Here is a 20,207-nt window from a genome sequence, read left to right as displayed (position 1 = left end):
AGGCACTCCCGCGCGCGGTGGCGCTTCTCGATGGATGAGCTGTCGTCGGTCGCATACCCACTCGACGCGCGGTCCCGACATGACGATCCCATTGCCCCGCACCGGGCGCATCATGGAGAGATGGACGACGCAGATCTCGCCCGGCGCGCGGCCGCGCGGGAGGCCATCGGCAAGCACGGTCGGCTGATCCGTTCCGCGCGGCACGGCAAACTGCTCAGCGACGCCATGCGGCCGCTGTTCCGGCTGCGGGTGCCGCGCGGCTACGGCGTGCTCACCACCACCGGCCGCAAGACCGGCGAGCCGCGACCGAAATGCGTGCGCGTGCTGCGTGCGGGTGACCGCGCCTATCTGGTGCAGCTGATGCCGCCGAACATCACCATCGAGCGACCCGGTGCCGTCAATGCCTGGCTGCTCAATATCCGCGCCGACCCGGCGGTGGCCCTACGGTTGCCCGACGGCGTCCATCAGGGCACCGCCAGGGAGATCACCGATCCCGACGAAGCGGCCACGGCGCGAACCCTGCTGTGCGACACCGTGGTTCCGCTCGGTATCGGCGAATGCCTCGTGCATCTGCGCGGGCTGCCGTCGCGCGCGAAGATCCGGGAGTTGCACGACTACTGGTTCCGGACCGGCCGCGCGGTCGCCATCGATCTGGACTGATTTCGCGCGGGCTCACGCATTACAGTGAGCGCATGCGCGCACGATCCCGAATCCTGCTGTCCGCCGTCGTCTCCGCCGCGGCACTGGCACTGCCCGCCCTCCCGAGCGCGGCCGCCGAGCCCGCCGCGAGTTCCGGGGAGTGCGCGCAGCTCCGGGTCGTCACCGTGCGCGGCACGCTCGAACCGCAGTCGGGCAGCCTGCTGCTCACTCCCCTGGGCCAGCGGATAGCCCGGGAGTCGGGCCGCACCGCCACCGTCGGTGAGCTCGAATACCCCGCCTCGATGAGTCCCGACAGCTCCGTGCGCGGCGTCGAGAACCTCACGGCGCTGCTCAATGCCACCGCCGCCGCCTGCCCCGACCAGCAGCTCGTCCTGCTCGGCTACTCGCAGGGCGCCCGCGTCATCAGCAACACCCTCGCCGCGCGCACCGCCCTCACCGACCAGGCCGCCGCCCGCATCGACGCGATCGCCCTGTTCGGCAACCCGGTCCGCAACGGCGCCGAACCCTACAACCGCGGCACCGCCGACCCCGCCCTCTCCGGCACCGGCCCCCTCCCCACCGGCGCCCTGGCCGAATTCGCCGACCGCCTCCACGACTATTGCAGCTCCGGCGACCGCGTCTGCGCGGGCGGCGACCCCGCCGCGGGCTTCGGCAACGCCCTCAGCTACGGCCACTTCCTCTACTTCGTCAACGGAAGCCGCGACGAGGCCGCCCACTTCGTCGCCGAAGAACTCGGCTGACAGCAGCCGTCCGTGTGACCCCGCTCAAATCAGGGCACACCGGCATCTGACGATCCCGGGTTCGGCAGGGTGAGTCGCGCCATGACGAGTCCATGAGGAGCCCGGCCCGAGAGCCCCTGCTACGACCCGGGGTCACAAGGCGAGGGTGACCGCCGCCAGGGCTGTGGGGTCGGTGGTGGAGCCGAGGTGGAGGGCTGTGGTGAAGTCCTTGTCGCCGAGGAGGGTTCGAGCTTGCTGTTCGATTCTGGTCGCGTCGGGGTTGGCGTGGTCGGGGCAGCCTCGGGTGGTGGTGCTGGCGGCGAGGAGGTGGGTGGCCTTGTCGGGGTGGTGGTGACGGAGGGCCAGGTCGGCCAGGCCGACGAGGACCGTGGCCAGAAGGGGTGCGTGGCCTGCGGTGGAGGCGGCGGTGAAGGCGGTGGCGTGGTGGGTGTGGGCGGTGGGGAGGTCGGTGGCGAGGTAGCCGAGTTGGGTGTGGGTCATGGCTCGCAGGACCGGTTGGTCGGCATCGGGGCCGAGCAGGGTGCGGGCGAGGGTGATCTGCTGGTGGGCCAGCGCGGTGTCGTGGTTCCAGCGGGCGAGTTCGGCCCGGGTGAGGGCGACTTCGGCCCTGGCGGTGGGCCAGCCGTTCTGGTCGGCGACGCGGTGGGCGTCGGCGAGGGCGGCCGCGCTGGCGGCGGGGTCGTCGAGCAGGTGATACAGCTGCGCTTGGCGGGCGCGCATGCCGACCACGTCCTCGTCGGCGCCCACCTCGGTGACCACGGCGATGGCTTCGTCGAAAAGTGCGATGGCGTGGGCGAATTCGCCGCGTAGAGCCGTGCGGTTGGCGAGTTCGGTGAGGGCGAACGACATGCCCCAGCGTTCGCCGAGCGCCCGGAACTCGGACAGGGCCGCGGCCAGGTATTCGTCCGGTTCGGGGCCGGGCCGCCCGAGGATGGTGCGCAGTTTGCCCAGTTGCAGGCGGGCCAGCGCGCGCACCCAGGGGTCGTCGTCGGCCAGCAGCGTCTCGAAGGCGGGCAGGAATTCCGTGGGGCCGTGCAGCATCCGTTCCAGGGCGACGGTGAAGCGCAGGGCCGGGTGGCCGCCGGTGGCGTCGCGACCGAATCGGCGGGCGGCGCGGATCCATGCGGCGACCTGCTGTTCGTCACTGCGGCCCGAGGTGACGAAATGCACGATCAGCCCGTAGACCAGCGCCCTGGTCTCGTCGTCGACCTCACCGGGCAGTGCAGCGGCCGCGATGACCAGTTCGGTGCCCTCGCCCTTGTGGCCCGCCAGCCACCAGTACCAGCCCGCGGCCGCGGCCAGCCGCATCGCGCCCGCCGCGTCCTCGGCGGCCAGCGCGCCTCGCATCGCGGCGGTGAGGTTGTCGTGTTCGGTGGCGAGCACGGCGAGCCATTCCAGTTGGTCGGCGCGGCGCAGGTGGGGTTCGGCGGTGGCGGCCAGGTCGGTGACGTAGGCCAGGTGCGCGCGACGAACGGCCTCGTCTTCCCCGGATTCGGCGAGCCGGTCGGTGGCGTAGCGCTTGATGGTCTCGAGCAGACGGAACCGCGGGCTGCCGTCGGTAGTGGCTTGCAGCAATGACTTGTCGGTGAGGGCCGTGAGGAGTTCGAGCACGTCCCACGGGTCGATGTCCTCCCCCGCGCAGACCCGTTCCGCCGCTTCCAGACTCGCGCCACCGGAGAACACCGCGAGCCTGCGCAGCACCCGCCGTTCCGGTTCGCCGAGCAGCTCCCAACTCCAGTCGACCACCGCGCGCAGGGTGCGGTGGTGGGCGATGGCGGTCCGGCTGCCGCCGGTGAGCAGCCGGAAGCGGTCGTCGAGGCGGTGTGCGAGCTGGTCGAGGGACAGGGTGCGCAGCCGGGCCGCGGCCAGTTCGATCGCCAGCGGAATGCCGTCGAGCGCCCGGCAGATGCGGGCCATGGTGGCCAGGCTGTCCGGATCGCCGGGGAGATCGGGGCGGACCGCGCGGGCACGGTCACCCAGCAGCGCGACGGCCGGTGCGGACTCGATCTGCGCGGGCGTGGCGCCATCGGCGGGCAGGGTCAGCGGCTCGACCTGCCACAGCGCCTCCCCGGTGATCCCGAGCGGTTCGCGACTCGTGGCGAGGATGCGCACCCGGAGGCATTCGCCGAGCACGCGATGGGCGAAGGCCGCCGCCGATTCGATGACGTGTTCGCAGTTGTCGAGGACGAGCAGGGTTTCGCGGTCGCGCAGGGCCGCGATCAGCCGGTCCATCGGGTCGGTGCGCGCGGGGCTGCCCAGCAGGGCGTCGCGCAGACCCAGCGCGGTCAGCGCCAGGTGTGCGGGGTCGGTGCCGCTGTCGGTTCCGGCCAGTTCGATCAGCCAGGCACCGTCGGGCAGGTCGTCGAGCATGGTGCGCGCGGATTCGACCGCCAGCCGGGTCTTGCCCGAGCCGCCCGGTCCGGTCAGCGTCGTGAGCCGGTGCGCGGCGAGCAGTTCGCGGACCACGGCGATCTCGGTGTGCTTGCCGACGAAACTGCTCAGTTCGGCCCGCAGGTTGGTGGTGGGCTGTTGGTCGCGGGCCCCGACCTCGCCCCGCAGCAGCGCGACGTGCAGGGCGGACAGTTCCGGGGCGGGGTCGGCGCCGAGTTCGTCGGCGAGTTCCTCACGAATGCGCTGGTAGACGGTCAACGCCTCGGCACCCCGGCCCGCTGCCGCCAGGGCGCGCATGAGCGACGCGGCGAGCCGTTCACGCAGGGGGTGCCGGGCGACCAGATCGGTGAGTTCGGTGACCAGTTCCGGGCCGCGATCCAGCCGGATCTCGGCCTCGTACAGGTCCTCCAGCGCGGCCAGGCGCATTCCCTCGAAACGGGCGATCACCGGGACGGCGGTGTCGCCGAGGTCCTGCAGTGGCGTGCCCCGCCACAGCCGGAGGGCCTCGCGCAGCAGTCGGGTCCGCTGGGTGTCGTCGCCGCCGCGGGCGCGGTCCAGGAGTCGTTCGAATCGCACGGCGTCGACCGCGTCGGGGTCCACCAGCAGGCGGTAGCCGCCCGCGTGCGCGTCGAGGGAGTCGGCGGGCAGCACGCGACGGGCTCGGGAAACCAACGCCTGCAAGGCATTCGCGGCGTCGGCGGGTGGTTGTTCGCCCCAGATCCAGTCGATCAGGGTGGTCTTGGGCACCGCGCGGCCCGGTTCGAGGGCGAGCGCGATCAGCAGTGCCTGGACGCGGGCGCCCGGTATCTGCGTCGATCCGCCGTCGTCCGTACGGACTTCCAACGGTCCGAGCATCCCGATCTGCACGGGCCCATTGTGCCCGGTCGGCCCGGCGACGGTGGATGTCGGCCGGGCGTCAGCGCGGTGTCAGGGACATGTCAGCCGGGGGCGCGACAGTGGTTCCAGCAACGAACACCGACCAGCGAGGAGCCCACCGTGTCCACCTTCCAGACCCCGCGACCCATCGATGTCACCGTCGAGCTGATGTCCGGCGATCTCATCGTCGTCGCGACCGACCGCACCGACAGCGTGGTGGTCGTCCAGCCCGCCGACCCGTCCTCCAAGGCCGACGTCCGGGCCGCCGAGAACACCACGGTCGACTGCACCGACGGCGCCCTGCGCGTGACGACCCCCAAGTCGTGGCGCACCAACACTCCGTTCGGCGGCAACCCGACCATCGTCGTGCGCGTCGAAGTACCCGCGGGCTCCACGCTGACCAGCACCACCGGTGTCGGGCGGGTGCTGGTCGCCGGGGAGATCGGGCGCTGCGATCTCACGGTGTCGCTGGGTGACATCACGATCGAACACCCGCGCGAGTCGGTGACCGCGAAGACCGCCAAGGGCGATATCCGCGTCGGCGAGGCGACCCGGGGCGAATTCCGGTTGGAGACCTCGCTCGGCGAACTGGAGGTGGGCGTCCATCCCGGCAGCGCGGTCCGGCTCGAGACCACGGCGCTGCTGGGCGCCGTGCGCAACCGGATGGTGCCCGTCGACGCCACCGAGACCGCCGACACCGTCGCGGTGTACGCGCGGAATTCCCTGGGCGACATCGTCATCCGGCACACGACCGCCGCCTGACCGCCCCGATCGGCTCAGGAGACGGTGACCACGCGGTTGTGGCGGCCGGTGGCGCCGTCGGGGAACGGGGTGGCGCGGGCCTCGGTCTGCACGGTGCCGGTGCCGTCGACCGCGCGCACCCGCAGGGTGTGGGTGCCGGGCGGGGCGTCCCAGACCCACGTCCACTGGCGCCAGGTGTCCAGGGAATAGGCGGCGGCGAGAGTGGCGGGCTGCCAGTTGCCGTCGTCGACCTGCACCTCGACACCGGTGATCCCCCGGCCCTGCGCCCAGGCGACCCCGGCGACGGTCACCTGTCCGGCGGACAGTTTCGCGAAGGCGGCGGGGACGTCGATCCGGGACGCGGTCTTGATGGGACCGCGTGCGGCCCAGCCCCGCTCGGTCCAGTACGCGCGGGCCCGATCGAACCGGGTGACCTCGAGATCGACCACCCATTTGGTGGCCGAGACGTAGCCGTAGAGGCCGGGCACGACCAGCCGGGCCGGATAGCCGTGCGCGACCGGCAGTGCCGCGCCGTTCATGGCGACGGCGAGCAGGGCGTCGGGATTGTCGACCACCGCGTCCAGCGGGGTGCCCGCGGTGAAGCCGTCCACGCTGCGCGAGAGGATCATGTCGGCGTCGGGCGCCGGTCCCGCTTCGGCGAGCAGCTCGGTGAGCCGGTAGCCGGTCCAGGTGGCCGTGCCCACCAGATCGCCGCCGACCTCGTTGGAGACGCAGGTCAGGGTGATCATCGATTCGACGGCACGGCGCGCACCCAGATCGTCGAAGTCGAGCTCGAGCTCGCGGTCCACCATGCCGTGGATGCGCAGCCGCCAGTCCGACCTGGTGAGCGCGGGCAGTCGCAGGGCGGTGTCGATGCGGTAGAACTCGTCGGCCGGGGTGACGAAGCGGGTCAGCCCGGGCACCGGGAGATCCGTCTCGGGCAGGACCGGTGGGGCCGGATCGGCGACCGCTGGCGGCACGAAAGCCGCACGGTCGGCGGCGATATCGCGCAGACGGCTGCCGAGGTACCGGCCCGCGGCGCCCGCGGCCGCGGCACCGGCCGCCACCCCCGCCACGGCGAGCAGGAACGTCCGCCGGGTCGGACCGTCGCCCGCCTCGCTGTCGACCGGGGCGCGGAACAGCAGCAGGAGCGCGGCGACGCCCGCCGCCGCCCCGACCAGCGCGGGTACCACGAACGCCGGAGTCGCGGTCGGCCGCTGCAGTGCCAGGACCGCCACCACGACTCCGAGCCCGCCCAGCAGGCCCGCCCCGAGCGCCGGACTGCGACGCGCGAGCTGGCCGATCAGCGCGGCCGCCACTACCATGACCACGGCCATGGTGATGGCCAGTGCCAGTTTGTCATTGGTGCCGAACCACCGGATCGCGCTGTCCTTCAACCATTTCGGGGTGTGGTCGACGACCGTGGCGCCCAGGACGTAGAACGGGGAGGCGTCCGGGTCGACGAGCGCGGCGACGAGATGGCCGACGCCGAGCACCACCGCCGCGGCGGCCGTCGCGGCGAGGGCGGCGCCGACGCGGCCCGGTGTGCGGAACATGCTGTCACTCCTGCTGTTTCGGGCCGATCGTCAGCCGACCACCATGCTGACGATCGGTTGCGTGGTCGGCCCCGGCGAGCCACCGGCCGGTTCGACCGTCACCGCGAGGGTGTCGGTGCTGGCGACGGGGGTGACGACTGAGCCCGTGGCGCTCGCGTCCATGACCGCCACCGACTGCGGTGAACCGCCGTCGGGGATCAGCCACAACTGGTAGGCGCGGTCGGTGGGCAGCGCGGGCATGTCCCCCAGCGACACCGCCGCGGCGCCCAGCGAGGTGGACTGGTGCACCGTCATGGCGCCACCGCCGGTGATCGGCACCGACGACGACCGGCTGTCGGGGTCTTCGAGCACCTGCTGGGCGGTGAGGGTCCCCGACGGGTCGTCGACCTGGTTCATCACCACCGCGATCCCCGCTCCGGCACCCACCGCGATGATCGCGGCGGCGGCCACGGTCAGCCAGCGCAGACGCCATCGACTGTCCCGGCGGATCAGCGGACGGACCTGCGGGTCGAGCCGGTCCAGCGCCCGCATCAGGGCCGCTTCGAGCCGGGCCGGGGGCGGCACCGAGTCGACCGCGGTCAGGGAGGCCAGGGTTTCCTGGATGCGGTGCACGGCGGTGTGGAACTGTTCGGTCTCCTCCGGGCCCGCCGCGTCGAGCCGGTGGTCGATGGCGCGGCGCTGCTCGGTGGTCAGTGCGTCCAGGGCGTACGGGTAGGCGTCGTCGAGCCAGGACCAGGGGGTCTGCCGATCTGTCTCGCTCATCGGGATGTTCCTCCGGTCAAGCAGTTCTCGAGTCGTTTCAAGCCGTCTCTGATCCGGCTCTTCACCGTCGGCAACGGCACATCCAGGGTCTCGGAGACCTCGGAATAGGTGCGGCCGCTGTAGTAGGCCAGCGCGACCGCTTCGCGTTGCAGGTCGGTCATCGTGCCCAGACAGTCCAGTACCGATTGCTCGTCGAGCCGCTGGGTGACCTCCTCGGCCACGATGTCGTGGTCACGGCCCAGATGGGCGTGGCCGAACACCAGGTCACGGGTGGTGGCCGACTGCTCGGCGCGCACCCGGTCGACCGCGCGGCGATGGGTGAGCATCATCAGCCAGCCGATCGGGCTGGCCTTGCCGGGGTCGTAGTCGGCGGCCAGGGACCAGACCTGCAGGAACACTTCCTGGGTGACGTCCTCGGCCGCGCCGTGATTGCGCACCACCCGTAACGCCAGCCCGAAGACCCGGGGGCTGGTCGCGCGGTAGAACTCGGCGAACGCGGCCCGGTCCCGGTCGGCGACCTCGCCCAGCAACCGCACCAGCTCGGCTTGCACGGCATGGTCGCGGGGCACCGCTGGACAGGCGGGTGCCGGATCGACCGCACGCAAACGGATCGGTGCGGTACCCGGCCGGTCGGTCATCGTGTCGTCCCTGACGTCGGCATGAGAGGGATTTCGGCCTGCTCCCAGGCCCGGATGGGTGACACCGGGGAATTTCTTCCCCGGTGTCCCGGCCCTCGGCGCCGCGATGGTCGTCGTCACGACGCGGGCGGCATGAGCACGCTGTCGATCATGTAGACGGTGGCGTTGGCGGTGCGGACACCACCGCAGATCACGTTCGCATCGCCGACCTTCAGTGTGTCACCCGATCCGGTGACCGTCACCTCGGCGCCCTCGACGGTCTTGTGGGTGCCGGGGATGTCGGCGGGCGCGATCTGGTTCGGCACCACGTGGTAGGTGAGGATCTTGGTGAGGGTGGCCGAGTCGGTCTTCAGCGATTCGATGGTGGCCGGGTCGATCTTCGCGAACGCCGAGTCGACGGGCGCGAACACGGTGAACTCGCCGCCGTTGAGGGTGTCGACCAGGTCGACTTCCGGGTTGAGTTTGCCCGAGACCGCCGAGACCAGCGTGGTGAGCATGGGGTTGTTGGAGGCGGCGACCGTCACCGGGTCCTGGGCCATGCCGCTCACCGAGCCGGGTCCGCTGGGCACCTGGGCGGCGTATTCCGCGCACCCGGGCCCGACGAGTCCGGCGGCGGCGTCACCGGTGGTGGCGGGCGCCGAGGTCATCGGCATGGAGGTCATCGAGGCGGAGGGGGTCGTGGTGGTGGTCGAGTCGTCGTCGGAACAGGCGGTGGCGCCGAGCACCGAGCCGACCATCGCGGCCACCAGGAGAGTACTGCGCAGGGTTCGCATGGTTTGTCCGTCACTTCCGTAGAGGCGGCGAGGTGCCGCGCCGAGGGGATGTCACGGAGTTCGGCCAGCCCGGTGCCGCGGATGGCTCGGATCGGACGGATTTCTCGACGGTCAGTCGGTGGGTGGGCCGAACCAGCGGGCGAGGTGCTCGTTCAGCGAGGTCTGGTCGTCGCCGATCCAGGCGACATGGCCGTCGGGGCGCAGCAGCAGGGCCGGAACGTCCAGTGCCGCAGTGGGCTCGGTGAGCAGATCGACGCGGTCGGACCAGCCGTCGACGGTCAGGCCCGCCGTGCGGTCGAGGACCGCGCCGCGTCCCTGACGCAGCCGGTCGAAGAGACTGCCCTCGGACAGGTCGAGGTCGGGCAGTCCGCGGCCGAGCAGGTCGGGGCCGGGGCCGAGGTCGTAGCGGATGTCGATCGCGGTGATCTTCTCGATCAGGCGGCGGTGCACCGCGTCGATGTCCATCAGTTCGGTGAGCAGGCGGCGCATGGCCTGGGCGCCCGGTTCGGGAGAAAGCAGGGCGGTCTGGGCGCGGGTGTTGTCCAGGACGGCGGCGGCGACCGGATGACGTTCGGTCTCGTAGGTGTCGAGCAGATCTTCGGGGGCGCCTCCGCGTACCTGGGCGGCCAGTTTCCAGCCGAGGTTCATCGCGTCCTGCACGCCCAGATTCAGGCCCTGCCCGCCGATGGGCGGGTGGATGTGGGCGGCGTCGCCCGCCAGCAGGACCCGGCCGACCCGGTATCGCTCGGCGAGGCGGGTGGCGTCACCGAACCGCGACAGCCAGCGCGGGGAATGCACCCCGAAATCGGTGCCCGCGATCGCGCGCAACTGCTGCCGGAAGTCCTCGAGGGTGGGCGGTCGGGTGCGATCCTCGTCCACCTCGGCGGCGGGCACGATCACGCTGTAGATCCCCTCGCCGAAGGGCCGGAGGGTGAGGCGGCGCGTGGTGCGGCTCAGCTCGGCCATGGCGGCGGAGATCTCCTCGGGCGCCACACCCACCGCCATCTCGCCCATCAGGGTGTCGTTGCGCGCGGGCTCACCCGGGAACCCGACGCCGAGCAGTTTGCGGACCGTGCTGCGCGCGCCGTCGCACCCGACGAGATACCGCGCCCGCACCCGCTCCCCGTCGGACAGTTCGACGCTCACCCCGTCGTCGTCCTGCTCGAACCCGACCACCGCACACCCCCGCCGGACCTCGGCCCCCAGCCCGACCGCGTGCTCCCTGAGCACCTCCTCGATCACCGGCTGCGGAATCCCCAGCAGATACGCCGATTCCAGCCCCTCGGGCACCGGCGCGGCGATCCCGGCGAAGATCCCCCCGACCGGCCGCCGCCGCCCTCGCGCGACCAACCGCTCCAACAGCCCCCGCATCGCCATCAACTCGAGACTGCGCACATGCAGACTCACGATCCGCGTCGACGGCCCCGACCCGGTCTCCTTCTCCACCACGAGCACCCGCACCCCGCGCAACCCCAACTCAGCCGCCAACATGGCCCCCGTCGGCCCACCCCCGGCAATGACCACCTCGACCATGAACCACCCATCCACTCGCTCATCGCCCGGATTTCCGCAGGTCCCGGCCTCGGCCGCCCAGTGTGCGGCACGCCGCGACGCCGCCGCAAGCGAAATATCCGCAGGGTGCGGGTGGGTCAGTTGTCCGGGGAGACGATGACGGCGTCGGGGCCGGGGAACATGAGGCCTTCGTGGCCGTCTTCGAAGCGGACGACGTAGGGGGGTGCGCCGTCGGCGCCGCGGATCTCGATGATCTCGCCGGACTGGTCTGTGCGGCCCACCGTGCGGCCGTGTACCACGAGTCGATCGCCGACATTGGCTCGCATCGAGCTACCTTTCTCGAGCAGTCACTGTGCGCACCCAGTATGGACCGGGTGGTGGGTGGTAGATTCGAAATCGGCTCGCCGGTCCCGCATTCTTCGCCGGGACGCACGATTCCGGGCAGCCGACCTCAAGATTCAGGATCGCGGATTCCGCGATCCCCGGTACCCGTGTCCGCGCTGTGAAAGGAATACCGCCATGCCTCGGTCCGCCGAACGAGAAGTTCTGGAAACCCTGCTCGACCGGTCCCGCGTCGACGTGATCGACACCGTGCGTGGACTGTCCGACAGCGCGGCGCGGCGACGGCTGGTCCCCTCGCTGACCACGCCGATCACCCTGGTCAAACACGCCGCGTTCGCCGAACGGATGTGGTTCCAACGCACCCTCGGACAGCTGCCCGACCACGCCTGCGACGGCCCGCTGTGGGAGCACGGCGGATTCCACGTCGAGGACACCGAAACCGTCGAGGACGTCATCGCGGAATTCGAGCGCGCGAGCGCCAGGTCGCGGGCGGTCGCCGCGGGCATCGCCCTCGACGCCACCCGCGCGCATCCCCGGATGGGGATCGTCAGTCTGCGCTGGATCTATGTGTTCATGACCGCCGAATTCGCCCGGCACGCGGGCCACGGCGACATCCTGCGCGAGCAGATCCTGGCGGGCGACTGACGTCGGTTCTCACACCGGACGGTGCCGCACATCGGGCTTGCGCAGGGGCCGCCCGGGCGTGGCCGTGTCGTCGGGGACGACCACCTGTTCCTCGACCACCCGTTCGCCACCGGCACTCGTGATCGCCTCGCGACGGGCGAACGCGATATCGCGCGCGCTGCGCACCGACAGACGTCCCAGCGAGCTCGCGGCGAAGAACACGATCAGCGCGCCGAGACCGTAGAAGAACGTCAGATTCAGCAGTGCACGTTTGAAATCACCGGTGGCCACGGGGACGCCCACGTCACCGAGACGCAACAGGTCGGCCAGGAACGGCCCGATCACGAACCACGCACCAGCGGCCACCGCGAGCCAGCCACCGAAACCGGCCACCACCCGGTTCCTGCTCATCAGCATGAGCAGACCACCCACGATCGCGACCACCCCGGGCAGTACCTCGAGCCAGCCGCGCGCCGAGGTCCACACCCAGGGGTCGTCCGGGGTGAAGGCGAAATCGAAATACGGACCGAGGAAGGGGATCAGCGCGCCCCACAGGCCCAGCAGCACAACGACCAGGCCACCCAGCGCGCCTCGGCTCCGGGGGATGCGCAAACGCCCGCCCCGGTCATCCGGGACCTTCTCGTCGATGTAGCTCATGATGCCTCCGATCATCGACAACAGCGATGTCTGGCCAATACCCCCTGGCAGCGCGGCTACGCAGCGCCCGGACAAGCAGAAGCCCGGGCCGCCGCGAAAGGCGGGCCCGGGCTCCGGTGCGGGTCAGCGCAGGTCGAAGCGATCGTTGTCGGCGACCTTCACCCAGGCCGTCACGAAATCACGGACGAACCGTTCGCGCGCGTCGGTCTGGGCGTAGACCTCGGACACGGCACGCAACTGCGAATGCGAGCCGAAGACGAGGTCGTTGGTGGTGCCGGTCCAGCGCTTCGCACCGGTGCGGCGGTCCACGCCGTCGAAGAGATTGTCGGTCGACTCCGACGGCTTCCATTCGATCGTCCGATCGAGCAGATTGACGAAGAAGTCGTTGGTCAGCACGCCGGGCCGATCCGTGAGCACGCCGTGCGCGGTGCCGCCCTGGGTGACGCCGAGGGCACGCAGGCCGCCCAGCAGCACCGTCATCTGCGGCGCGGTGAGGTCGAGCATGTAGGCACGGTCCAGCAGCAACCGCTCGAGCGGGGCCTTCTCGCCGGTGCGCGCATAGTTGCGGAACCCGTCGGCGCGCGGTTCGAGGACGGCGAAGCTCTCGACGTCGGTGTCGTCCTGGGTCGCGTCGGTGCGCCCGGGATGGAACGGCACGGTGACCTCCACGCCCGCGTCCGCGGCCGCCTTCTCCACCGCCGCCGCGCCCGCGAGCACGATCAGGTCGGCCAGCGACACCTTCTTGTCCCCGCCGTTCTTGTCCCCGCCGTTGAAATCCTGCTGGATCCGCTCTAGCGCGGACAGCACCCGCGTCAGCTCGTCGGGCTCGTTGACCTCCCAGTTCCGCTGCGGTTCGAGGCGCACCCGGGCGCCGTTGGCTCCGCCGCGCTTGTCGGTACTGCGGAAACTCGCCGCCGAGGCCCACGCGGTCCGTACCAACTCGGTGACAGACAGACCGGATTCGAGCACGGACTTCTTCAGCGCGGCGATGTCCCGCTCGTCGATCAGCGGGTGCTCGACGGCGGGCACCGGGTCCTGCCACAGCTGCGGCTCGGGAATCCACGGCCCGAGATAGCGGCTGACCGGTCCCATATCGCGGTGCAGCAGCTTGTACCAGGCCTTGGCGAACGCCTCGGCCAGCTCTTCGGGATGGTCGAGCCAGCGGCGGGTGATCGGCCCGTAGATCGGGTCCTCACGCAGGGACAGGTCGGTGGTCAACATGGTGGGCGTGCGGGCCGGACCGTCGAACGGGTCCGGGATCAGTCCTTCGCCCGCACCGTCTTTCGGCTTCCACTGCCAGGCTCCGGCCGGGCTCTGGGTGAGTTCCCAGTCGAATCCGTACAGGTTCTTCAGGAACCCGTTGCTCCACCTGGTCGGGGTCGCCGTCCAGACGACCTCGAGCCCACTGGTGATGGCGTCCTTGCCCTTTCCCGTCCCGTAGGCGCTCTTCCAGCCCAGACCCTGCTGCTCGATCGGGGCGGCCTCGGGTTCAGGGCCGACCAGTCCGGCGTCGCCCGCGCCGTGCGTCTTGCCGAAACTGTGGCCGCCGACGATGAGCGCGGCGGTCTCCTCGTCGTTCATCGCCATCCGCCCGAACGTCTCGCGGATGTCGCGGGCCGCGGCCACCGGATCCGGGCGGCCGTTGGGCCCTTCGGGATTCACATAGATCAGGCCCATCTGGACCGCGCCCAGCGGACCCGCGAGTTCGCGCTCGCCGCTGTAGCGTTCGTCGCCGAGCCAGGTGTCCTCCGGGCCCCAGAAGACCTCCTCCGGCTCCCAGATGTCGGGGCGGCCGAAGCCGAATCCGAAGGTCTGGAAACCCATTTCCTCCAGCGCGACGTTTCCGGCGAAGACCAGCAGGTCGGCCCAGGAGATCTTGTTGCCGTGCTTCTGTTTGACCGGCCAGAGCAGGCGGCGGGCCTTGTCCAGATTGGCGTTGTCGGGCCAGCTGTTGAGCGGGGCGAAGCGCTGGGCGCCCTGGCCGCCACCACCGCGACCGTCCGCGATCCGGTAGGTCCCGGCCGCGTGCCAGCTCATCCGGATGAACAGGCCGCCGTAGTTGCCGTAGTCGGCGGGCCACCAGTCCTGCGAGTCGGTGAGCACGGCGGCGACGTCGGCCTTCAGCTCGTCGACGTCGAGCTGGGCGAATTCCGCGGCGTAGTCGAAGTCCTCGCCGAGCGGATTGGATTTCGACGAGTGCGCGTGCAGTACCGAGACATCGATCTGTTCGGGCCACCAGTCCTCGATGGTGCGCGGTCGGCGGTCGGGCTGCGGGGTCGGCGACGGGATCGCCGGGTTCTCGCTCTCGCTGGTGCTCTGGGTGTGGGTGTCGGGCTCGGGTGGTCGGCTGTCGGAGGTCATGGTGGTCATTCCTTCCTGGACGGATCGAGCGGGCTGTGGGCTGGATCGTTGTCGGTGGTGGCGGCGCATTCGGCGCACAGCCCCCAGTAGAGGATTTCGGCCTCGTCGATCACGAAGCCGCGGTCGTCGGCGGCGGTCAGGCAGGGTGCCGCGCCGACCTGACAGTCGACGTCGGCGATCGCCCCGCAGGCGCGACACACGAGGTGATGGTGGTTGTCGGCGACCCGCGTCTCGTAGCGGGCCACCAGGCCGCGGGGCTGGATGCGGCGCAGCAGTCCGGCGTCGGTGAGGGTGTGCAGCGAGTCGTAGACGGCCTGGCGCGAGACCGCGGCGAGCTGGGATCGCACCGCGCGCACGATCGTGTCGGTGTCGGTGTGCGGATGCTCGTGCACCACGCTCAACACCGCCACCCGCGGGGCCGTCACACGTAACGACGCGTCCCGTAGCAGCTGCTGGAATCCCACGTCCGGGGGCACGCTCGCAGTGTTCCCCGCATTCTGGAACGAGTCAAGGATGCCGCGGGTGTGCCGCGATTGACGACCACGCACCGGGGTATGCGCACATCCAGCGGCGCACATCGGGTGCGGGCCGCCCGCACGAAGGGGAGAACACCATGCTCGGACTCGGAATTCTCGGCTGGATCATCATCGGTGGCCTCGCCGGGTGGATCGCCAGCAAGTTCATGAAGACCGACGCACAGCAGGGCATCCTGCTCAATATCGTGGTCGGCATCGTCGGCGGACTCCTCGGCGGATTCCTCCTCAAACTGTTCAACGTCGACGTCGAAGGCGGCGGCCTGTGGTTCAGCTTCTTCACCTGCCTCGGCGGCGCGGTGATCCTACTGTTCCTGGTCGGCCTGGTCACCGGCCGCCGAGGCGCATGACCGCCTGAACCGTGTCCGCCCCGACCACCGTCGCGCTGAAACGCGCGGTGACCACCCCGCTGCTGTATTTCTTCATCCTCGGCGATGTGCTCGGGGCGGGCGCCTACGTCCTGGTCGGCGATATCGCGGCCGCGTCCGGCGGAGCGGTGTGGCTGCCGCTGCTGGTCGCCCTCGGGCTGGCGGCCCTCACCGCCGGGTCGTACGCGGAGATGGCCACCAAATATCCACGTGCCGGTGGTTCGGCGCACTACGTGACCACCGCCTTCGGCCCCGCGGCCGGTTCCTTCCTCGGCTTCTGCATGCTCGCCGCCGGAATCGTGTCCGTCGGGGCCTTGGCGCGCGCGTTCGCCGGGGACTACCTGCGGTGTGGACGCGGGGGCTCCTGCTCGTCGCTTCGGGGCTCGTTCTGGCCGGAGTGAACGCGCTGCGCGTTCGCCGCCACCGTTCCCAGCCGCGGATCACCACTCACGAAGAAGGAGAGTCTCATGCCACGCACCGATGACACCCATCCCGACAAGGACGACAAACAACCTCGGGGTGGCCGCCCCGGCCGCCGACGAGGGCCGCGACGGCGGGATGGCCACGCGCGAAGTCGCTCCCGAGATCGCCGAGACCGAGCACGCGCAGGAACCACCCGACTGAGCGCTAGCTCGATTCGGCCTCGCCGCGGCCGCGGCGGCTGCCGGTGTAGGCGCGTTCGCGCAGGCGGCTCACCAGTTCCGGTAGCAGGGTGACGTCCTCGGGTCGGTTGAGCATCGGATCGAAGAAGTCGGTGCGGTGCTCGCCCGGCTCGGCCAGGCGCAGGTCGAGTTCGCCCATGGCGAGGGTGCGGCCCCAGGCGTCCGCGACCAGTTCGACGCGGATCAGGCCGTCCTCGCCGAGGGTGTGGTTCATCTCGTCGAGCGAGGTCGTGGTGGGGAGATCGGCGGCTTCCAGCGGATCGGCGAAGACCCAGACCGGCTCCGAGTCACCGAACCGGTAGGGCATCAGCGAGCCGAAGCGCGCCCTGGCCCAGCCGCGCGCGGGCGTCACCACGAAGCGGCCGAGGCCGCCGCGCCCGGTGGTGGCCAGGGCGAAATCCCAGGGGCGGTCGTCGCGGTCGAGGACGCGGATCGCCAGGCCGAGCACATCGGGCAGACCCGCCGGGGCGCCGAAGCCCTTCGACAGCCGGGCGATCACCGCCCGGTCCCCCGTCCCGAACCACGGCGAGAACTCCTCGGTCGCGTGGAACCGCCCGGCCAGGCGGATCCCGCGCGGATGGAAGACGCGCGCGTGCCGAACGCGCGCTCCGGTCTCGAAGACGCGCCGCACCACGGCGCCGGAAAGATCGGTCATGGTTGCCCTTTCGACGAACTGCACGCAGCCGCGTGGAGTGCGTGCCGCTTACCCGGTCGGGCCCGGTGGAAACGGAAAAGCCGTTGTTCCGACTCGAGTCGAGCGGCGGCGGCGGGCATGCCAGACTGGCAGCGTGACCGGGCCGGGGAAAGCGACCAGTGAGACGAAGCCGAACGGGAAACCGCGGCGCGACCGCGGGGAAGTGATCGGAGGGGGGTTGCTGTGGCTGGCCAAGTGGTCGCTGTGCATCGTCGCGATCGCGGCGGGCGCGTGGGTGCTCGGCTCGATCGCCGCCCGGTTCTGGGTGGTGCTGCTGCCCGTGGCGTTGGCCATCGTGGTGACCACCGTGCTGTGGCCGCCGACCCGCTGGCTCACCCGCCACAAATTCCCCCCGGCCCTGGCCGCGGCCGTCACCCTGCTCGGCTTCCTCGCGATCCTGGGCGGCATCGTCGCGCTCATCATCCCCTCGGTCGCTGATCAGGCCCCCGAACTCGCCGACAAGTCCACCGCCGGTATCAACCAGGTCCGCGACTGGGCCCAGGGGCCACCCTTGAAGATTCGCGACGAGCAACTCGATTCGGCCGTCGACGCCATCGTGGACCGGCTGCAATCCAGCGGCGCGCAGATCGCCAACGGTGTGTTCACCGGCGTGTCCACCGCGACCTCGGTGCTGATCACCCTGTTCCTCGTGCTGGTGCTGGTGTTCTTCTTCCTCAAGGACGGCCCGCGCTTGCTGCCCTGGATGCACTCGGTGCTGGGCCGGGGCAGTGGCCGCCACCTCGAGGCGGTGCTGGAACGGGTCTGGGCCACCCTCGGCGGATTCATCCGCACCCAGGCCGTGGTCAGCTTCGTCGACGCCGTCTGTATCGGCGCGGGCCTGTTCATCCTCCACGTGCCCCTGGCCATGGTGCTGTCGGTGATCACGTTCATCGGTGGTTTCGTGCCCATGGTCGGCGCGTTCGTGGCCGGTGCGCTCGCGGTGCTCGTGGCGCTGGTGGGCAACGGGTTCACCACGGCGATGATCGTATTGGGCATCGTGATCGCGGTGCAGCAACTCGAAGGCAATGTGCTGCAACCGGTCCTGCAGAGCCGGAGCATGGAACTGCACGCCGTGATCGTCCTGCTCTCGGTGACCGCGGGCGGCTCGCTCTACGGCATCACCGGCGCCTTCCTCGCCGTGCCGGTGGTGGCCATGATCGCGGTGGTCCTGCGCTATATCGGCGAGCAGATCGACGCCGTCACCGCCCCACCGCTCGACCCGGTGGACGACGACCCGGACCCGGAGGTGCGGGCCCCCGCCTAGTTTGGACGGTGTCCAATCCGCGCGGACCCGTACTCTGTTGGGGGCCTGCATGATTGGTGGCCGTAGCCCGTAGGATGGAGCCTGATGGACCACACGGACCCGTACCCCCGCCCTGTTCCGTTCACGGTGCCGAAGCTATTGGTGGGCTTAGGGTCGGCGCTGGTCGTCGCGGCGGCGATCGCCTCCTTCACCTTCACCGCCACCCTCGCCCGCGCGGCCGGTATCCCCGTCCACCTCACCTGGCTGTGGCCGGTGGTGGTCGGTCTCACCGTCGCGCTGCTGGCCGGTACCTTCCTCACGCTGGTCGGCATCCGCGACGATCGGGCGACCTCCCTGGTGCGGGTCTACGAGCTCCTGCTCGTCGCCGCGGTGCTGGCCAGTATCTGCGGCAATGTCCTGGCCGTCTCGCGTGATCCGATCGTGCTGAGCACCCTCGAGATCGCGACCGTGGTCTCGGTTCCCCCGCTGTGCCTGATGGTGTGTGTCGCCAACTACCTGTTGCTGACGGCGGTCGTCCCGGTGCGGATCGTGGCCTCGGTCCGCGAGGACGACTGGCGGCTGCGCGCCCTACGGGTCCCCGCCACCCCGCCACCCAAGAGCACCGACACCGCGCCGCAGGACAGCGCGGCGTGGTGGGACCAGTACCGCAGCGAGGCACGCACACCATCGACGACGCCGACGCCTCGGGCCTAGGAATCGGCGGCGTCCTGTTTGCCTCCACCGACGCCGGGTACCGCGCTCTGTGTACGACACCACCGAATCCGGTCCCGCGGCGACGCCGCGACCAGGCCGGGGAAGGAGTACCCGTGAGCACGGTAGCCGCAACTGTCGATGTGGACGTCCCGATCCGTACCGCCTACAACCAGTGGACCCAGTTCGAAACGTTTCCGCGGTTCATGGAGGGGGTGGAGCAGGTCGACCAGCTCGACGACCGGCACACCCACTGGCGCATCCACGTCGGTCCGTCGACACGGGAGTTCGACGCCACCATCACCGAACAGCATCCCGAGGAACGGGTGGCGTGGAAGTCCGACAGTGGTCCCGAGCACGCCGGGGTCATCACCTTCCACCGCCTCGACGACACCCACACCCGGATCACCGCCCAGATGGAGGTCGACTCGGAGGGCTTCGTGGAGACCGCCGCCGACAAACTCGGCGTGCTGAAGCATCGCGTGCACGGTGACATGAACCGCTTCAAGCAGTTCATCGAGAGCGAGGGCCACGAGACCGGAGCCTGGCGCGGTGACATCCCGCGTCCCGACGTCGGGATCTGACCCGCGACCGAAGGCGGCGACCGGTGCTCCGGTCGCCGCCTTCGGCTGTGTCCGTGACTATTTCGGTGACTCGAAGCCGCCGAGGTGCTGTTCGAGGAGTTCGGCCAGCCGCAACGGGGTGCGGTCCTCGAACATCGGACCGATCAGTTGCACGCCGACGGGCAGTCCCTCGGGCGATCGGCCTGTGGGGACGGCGGTCGCCGGGAGGCCGGGCATGGTGGCCAGTCCGGCCCAGATGATCTGGTCGAAGAACGGGTAGTCGACGCCGTCGATATCGAGGCGACGGCCGAGCAGGTCCGGGTCGTGGTCGTGCGGAAACGCGGGCGTCGGCGTGATCGGGCACACCACCGCGCCGAACTCACCGAACAGCTGTCGCCAGCTGTGGCGGTGGATCTCGCGGCGGTTGTAGACCTCCAGCCAGTCGCGGTGACTCAGGACCATGGCGCGCAGTCGCGTCGCGTCCAGGCCCCGGTCGTCGGGGTCCAGGTCGGCGGCGCGGGCGCGCAGTTGCTCGTAGGCGTCGACGGGGAACCGTGCCACGGAACCGGAGAACAGCAGTTGGGTGTAGAGCGTCGCGGCCTCGGCCAGGTCGGGTAGGAGCGGGCTGTGCCACTCGACGCGCGCGCCGCCCGCGACGAGTACGTCCGCCACACGATGGATGCCCGCGCGGACCGCGGTGCCGGTCGGCAGGAGCGGATGGTCGTCGAGGACCAGCACCCGGAAGTCGTCGAGTCCCTCGTGACGCGGGGGCGGGAGTGTCACCCGGTGTGCCACACCGG

20 protein-coding genes and 1 pseudogene are annotated in these 20,207 nt (G+C 70.6%); 9 read left to right on the top strand and 12 right to left on the bottom strand.

Translation table 11 applies throughout. The features are described from left to right. Positions 1 to 120: 120 nt before the first annotated feature. The gene (locus tag QC180_RS25765; protein ID WP_278265399.1) at positions 121 to 660 is read left to right on the top strand and encodes a nitroreductase/quinone reductase family protein; all 540 of its coding nucleotides are present in this window, start codon (positions 121 to 123) and stop codon (positions 658 to 660) included. 32 nt (positions 661 to 692) lie between these two features. Continuing rightward, positions 693 to 1,400, top strand: a complete 708-nt coding sequence (locus QC180_RS25760) for a cutinase family protein (RefSeq protein ID WP_278265398.1) — start codon at positions 693 to 695, stop codon at positions 1,398 to 1,400. 132 nt (positions 1,401 to 1,532) lie between these two features. Here the strand turns inward: QC180_RS25760 and QC180_RS25755 are convergent, their stop codons facing one another. Continuing rightward, positions 1,533 to 4,658 carry an ATP-binding protein gene (locus QC180_RS25755; protein WP_278265397.1) on the bottom strand — a complete coding sequence of 1,042 codons (3,126 nt, stop codon included), beginning with the start codon at positions 4,656 to 4,658 and terminating at the stop codon, positions 1,533 to 1,535. A 129-nt stretch (positions 4,659 to 4,787) separates the two neighbouring features. Between QC180_RS25755 and QC180_RS25750 the strand changes: the two genes are divergently transcribed. Continuing rightward, positions 4,788 to 5,429, top strand: a complete 642-nt coding sequence (locus tag QC180_RS25750; RefSeq protein WP_278265396.1) for a DUF4097 family beta strand repeat-containing protein — start codon at positions 4,788 to 4,790, stop codon at positions 5,427 to 5,429. Between the two features lie 14 nt (positions 5,430 to 5,443). Here the strand turns inward: QC180_RS25750 and QC180_RS25745 are convergent, their stop codons facing one another. The 6 genes from QC180_RS25745 to QC180_RS25720 form a co-directional block, all read right to left on the bottom strand. Beyond that, positions 5,444 to 6,964, bottom strand: coding sequence for a molybdopterin-dependent oxidoreductase (locus QC180_RS25745; protein WP_278265395.1), 1,521 nt, complete (start codon positions 6,962 to 6,964; stop codon positions 5,444 to 5,446). A gap of 30 nt (positions 6,965 to 6,994) precedes the next feature. Beyond that, entirely contained in the window at positions 6,995 to 7,726 is a 732-nt protein-coding gene (locus tag QC180_RS25740) for an anti-sigma factor (protein ID WP_278265394.1), read from the bottom strand. Next, positions 7,723 to 8,364, bottom strand: coding sequence for an ECF RNA polymerase sigma factor SigK (gene sigK / locus QC180_RS25735; RefSeq protein WP_278265393.1), 642 nt, complete (start codon positions 8,362 to 8,364; stop codon positions 7,723 to 7,725). Before sigK ends, QC180_RS25740 begins: the two co-directional genes overlap by 4 nt. A 116-nt stretch (positions 8,365 to 8,480) precedes the next feature. Then, entirely contained in the window at positions 8,481 to 9,137 is a 657-nt protein-coding gene (locus QC180_RS25730) for a fasciclin domain-containing protein (protein WP_474646535.1), read from the bottom strand. Between the two features lie 111 nt (positions 9,138 to 9,248). Further along, on the bottom strand, positions 9,249 to 10,670 hold the full coding sequence (locus tag QC180_RS25725; RefSeq protein ID WP_278265392.1) for an FAD-dependent monooxygenase: 1,422 nt from the start codon (positions 10,668 to 10,670) through the stop codon (positions 9,249 to 9,251). 116 nt (positions 10,671 to 10,786) lie between these two features. After that, positions 10,787 to 10,975, bottom strand: a complete 189-nt coding sequence (locus tag QC180_RS25720) for a DUF1918 domain-containing protein (protein ID WP_278265391.1) — start codon at positions 10,973 to 10,975, stop codon at positions 10,787 to 10,789. 193 nt (positions 10,976 to 11,168) lie between these two features. Between QC180_RS25720 and QC180_RS25715 the strand changes: the two genes are divergently transcribed. Further along, a complete protein-coding gene (locus QC180_RS25715; protein ID WP_278265390.1) occupies positions 11,169 to 11,636 on the top strand; it encodes a DinB family protein in 468 nt (155 codons plus the stop codon). A gap of 9 nt (positions 11,637 to 11,645) precedes the next feature. Here QC180_RS25715 and QC180_RS25710 read toward each other — a convergent pair whose 3' ends face one another. From QC180_RS25710 to QC180_RS25700, 3 genes are all read right to left on the bottom strand, one after another. Then, positions 11,646 to 12,272, bottom strand: a complete 627-nt coding sequence (locus tag QC180_RS25710; RefSeq protein ID WP_278265389.1) for a hypothetical protein — start codon at positions 12,270 to 12,272, stop codon at positions 11,646 to 11,648. 123 nt (positions 12,273 to 12,395) lie between these two features. Further along, positions 12,396 to 14,642, bottom strand: coding sequence for a catalase/peroxidase HPI (gene katG, locus QC180_RS25705; RefSeq protein ID WP_278265388.1), 2,247 nt, complete (start codon positions 14,640 to 14,642; stop codon positions 12,396 to 12,398). Beyond that, the gene (locus QC180_RS25700) at positions 14,639 to 15,109 is read right to left on the bottom strand and encodes a Fur family transcriptional regulator (RefSeq protein WP_278265387.1); all 471 of its coding nucleotides are present in this window, start codon (positions 15,107 to 15,109) and stop codon (positions 14,639 to 14,641) included. The genes katG and QC180_RS25700 overlap by 4 nt, the downstream gene beginning before the upstream one ends. A 137-nt stretch (positions 15,110 to 15,246) precedes the next feature. Here QC180_RS25700 and QC180_RS25695 point away from each other — a divergent pair, with 137 nt between their 5' ends. Together QC180_RS25695 and QC180_RS25690 are read left to right on the top strand one after the other, a co-directional pair. Beyond that, positions 15,247 to 15,516 carry a GlsB/YeaQ/YmgE family stress response membrane protein gene (locus QC180_RS25695; protein ID WP_278265386.1) on the top strand — a complete coding sequence of 90 codons (270 nt, stop codon included), beginning with the start codon at positions 15,247 to 15,249 and terminating at the stop codon, positions 15,514 to 15,516. Positions 15,517 to 15,527: 11 nt separating this feature from the next. After that, positions 15,528 to 15,881 (top strand): annotated as a pseudogene (locus QC180_RS25690) (amino acid permease); the annotation flags it as partial. 280 nt (positions 15,882 to 16,161) lie between these two features. On the opposite strand, the gene QC180_RS25685 reads toward QC180_RS25690, so the two are convergent. Next, a complete protein-coding gene (locus tag QC180_RS25685; protein ID WP_278265385.1) occupies positions 16,162 to 16,851 on the bottom strand; it encodes a phosphodiesterase in 690 nt (229 codons plus the stop codon). On the opposite strand from QC180_RS25685, the gene QC180_RS25680 reads away from it, so the two are divergent. The 3 genes from QC180_RS25680 to QC180_RS25670 all read left to right on the top strand — a co-directional run bounded on the left by QC180_RS25680 (position 16,850) and on the right by QC180_RS25670 (position 19,428). After that, positions 16,850 to 18,154 (top strand): AI-2E family transporter, encoded by a 1,305-nt coding sequence (locus QC180_RS25680; protein ID WP_474646534.1) that lies wholly within the window; start codon positions 16,850 to 16,852, stop codon positions 18,152 to 18,154. The two genes, QC180_RS25685 and QC180_RS25680, sit on opposite strands and share 2 nt — an antisense overlap. A gap of 141 nt (positions 18,155 to 18,295) precedes the next feature. Further along, on the top strand, positions 18,296 to 18,847 hold the full coding sequence (locus QC180_RS25675; RefSeq protein WP_278265383.1) for a DUF2637 domain-containing protein: 552 nt from the start codon (positions 18,296 to 18,298) through the stop codon (positions 18,845 to 18,847). A 113-nt stretch (positions 18,848 to 18,960) separates the two neighbouring features. Continuing rightward, positions 18,961 to 19,428 (top strand): SRPBCC family protein, encoded by a 468-nt coding sequence (locus tag QC180_RS25670; RefSeq protein WP_278265382.1) that lies wholly within the window; start codon positions 18,961 to 18,963, stop codon positions 19,426 to 19,428. A 57-nt stretch (positions 19,429 to 19,485) separates the two neighbouring features. Here QC180_RS25670 and QC180_RS25665 read toward each other — a convergent pair whose 3' ends face one another. Continuing rightward, positions 19,486 to 20,190, bottom strand: coding sequence for an amidase family protein (locus QC180_RS25665; RefSeq protein WP_278265381.1), 705 nt, complete (start codon positions 20,188 to 20,190; stop codon positions 19,486 to 19,488). Between the last annotated feature and the right edge of the window lie 17 nt (positions 20,191 to 20,207).

Origin of the sequence: Nocardia anocheti, assembly GCF_029675105.1 — a bacterium.
Classification (GTDB): domain Bacteria; phylum Actinomycetota; class Actinomycetes; order Mycobacteriales; family Mycobacteriaceae; genus Nocardia.
Note: the sequence above shows the minus strand (reverse complement) of the source record. Positions and strands in the feature narration are given on the sequence as shown.

Excerpts from the sequence above, each read along its gene's own strand:
- QC180_RS25685 (WP_278265385.1), bottom strand. The coding sequence starts at position 16,851 with ATGACCGATCTTTCCGGCGCCGTGGTGCGGCGCGTCTTCGAGACCGGA.
- QC180_RS25680 (WP_474646534.1), top strand. The coding sequence starts at position 16,850 with ATGGTTGCCCTTTCGACGAACTGCACGCAGCCGCGTGGAGTGCGTGCC.
- QC180_RS25730 (WP_474646535.1), bottom strand. The coding sequence starts at position 9,137 with ATGCGAACCCTGCGCAGTACTCTCCTGGTGGCCGCGATGGTCGGCTCG.
- QC180_RS25760 (WP_278265398.1), top strand. The coding sequence starts at position 693 with ATGCGCGCACGATCCCGAATCCTGCTGTCCGCCGTCGTCTCCGCCGCG.
- QC180_RS25720 (WP_278265391.1), bottom strand. The coding sequence starts at position 10,975 with ATGCGAGCCAATGTCGGCGATCGACTCGTGGTACACGGCCGCACGGTG.
- QC180_RS25740 (WP_278265394.1), bottom strand. The coding sequence starts at position 7,726 with ATGAGCGAGACAGATCGGCAGACCCCCTGGTCCTGGCTCGACGACGCC.
- QC180_RS25745 (WP_278265395.1), bottom strand. The coding sequence starts at position 6,964 with ATGTTCCGCACACCGGGCCGCGTCGGCGCCGCCCTCGCCGCGACGGCC.
- QC180_RS25765 (WP_278265399.1), top strand. The coding sequence starts at position 121 with ATGGACGACGCAGATCTCGCCCGGCGCGCGGCCGCGCGGGAGGCCATC.
- QC180_RS25695 (WP_278265386.1), top strand. The coding sequence starts at position 15,247 with ATGCTCGGACTCGGAATTCTCGGCTGGATCATCATCGGTGGCCTCGCC.
- QC180_RS25710 (WP_278265389.1), bottom strand. The coding sequence starts at position 12,272 with ATGAGCTACATCGACGAGAAGGTCCCGGATGACCGGGGCGGGCGTTTG.
- sigK (WP_278265393.1), bottom strand. The coding sequence starts at position 8,364 with ATGACCGACCGGCCGGGTACCGCACCGATCCGTTTGCGTGCGGTCGAT.
- QC180_RS25725 (WP_278265392.1), bottom strand. The coding sequence starts at position 10,670 with ATGGTCGAGGTGGTCATTGCCGGGGGTGGGCCGACGGGGGCCATGTTG.
- QC180_RS25715 (WP_278265390.1), top strand. The coding sequence starts at position 11,169 with ATGCCTCGGTCCGCCGAACGAGAAGTTCTGGAAACCCTGCTCGACCGG.
- katG (WP_278265388.1), bottom strand. The coding sequence starts at position 14,642 with ATGACCACCATGACCTCCGACAGCCGACCACCCGAGCCCGACACCCAC.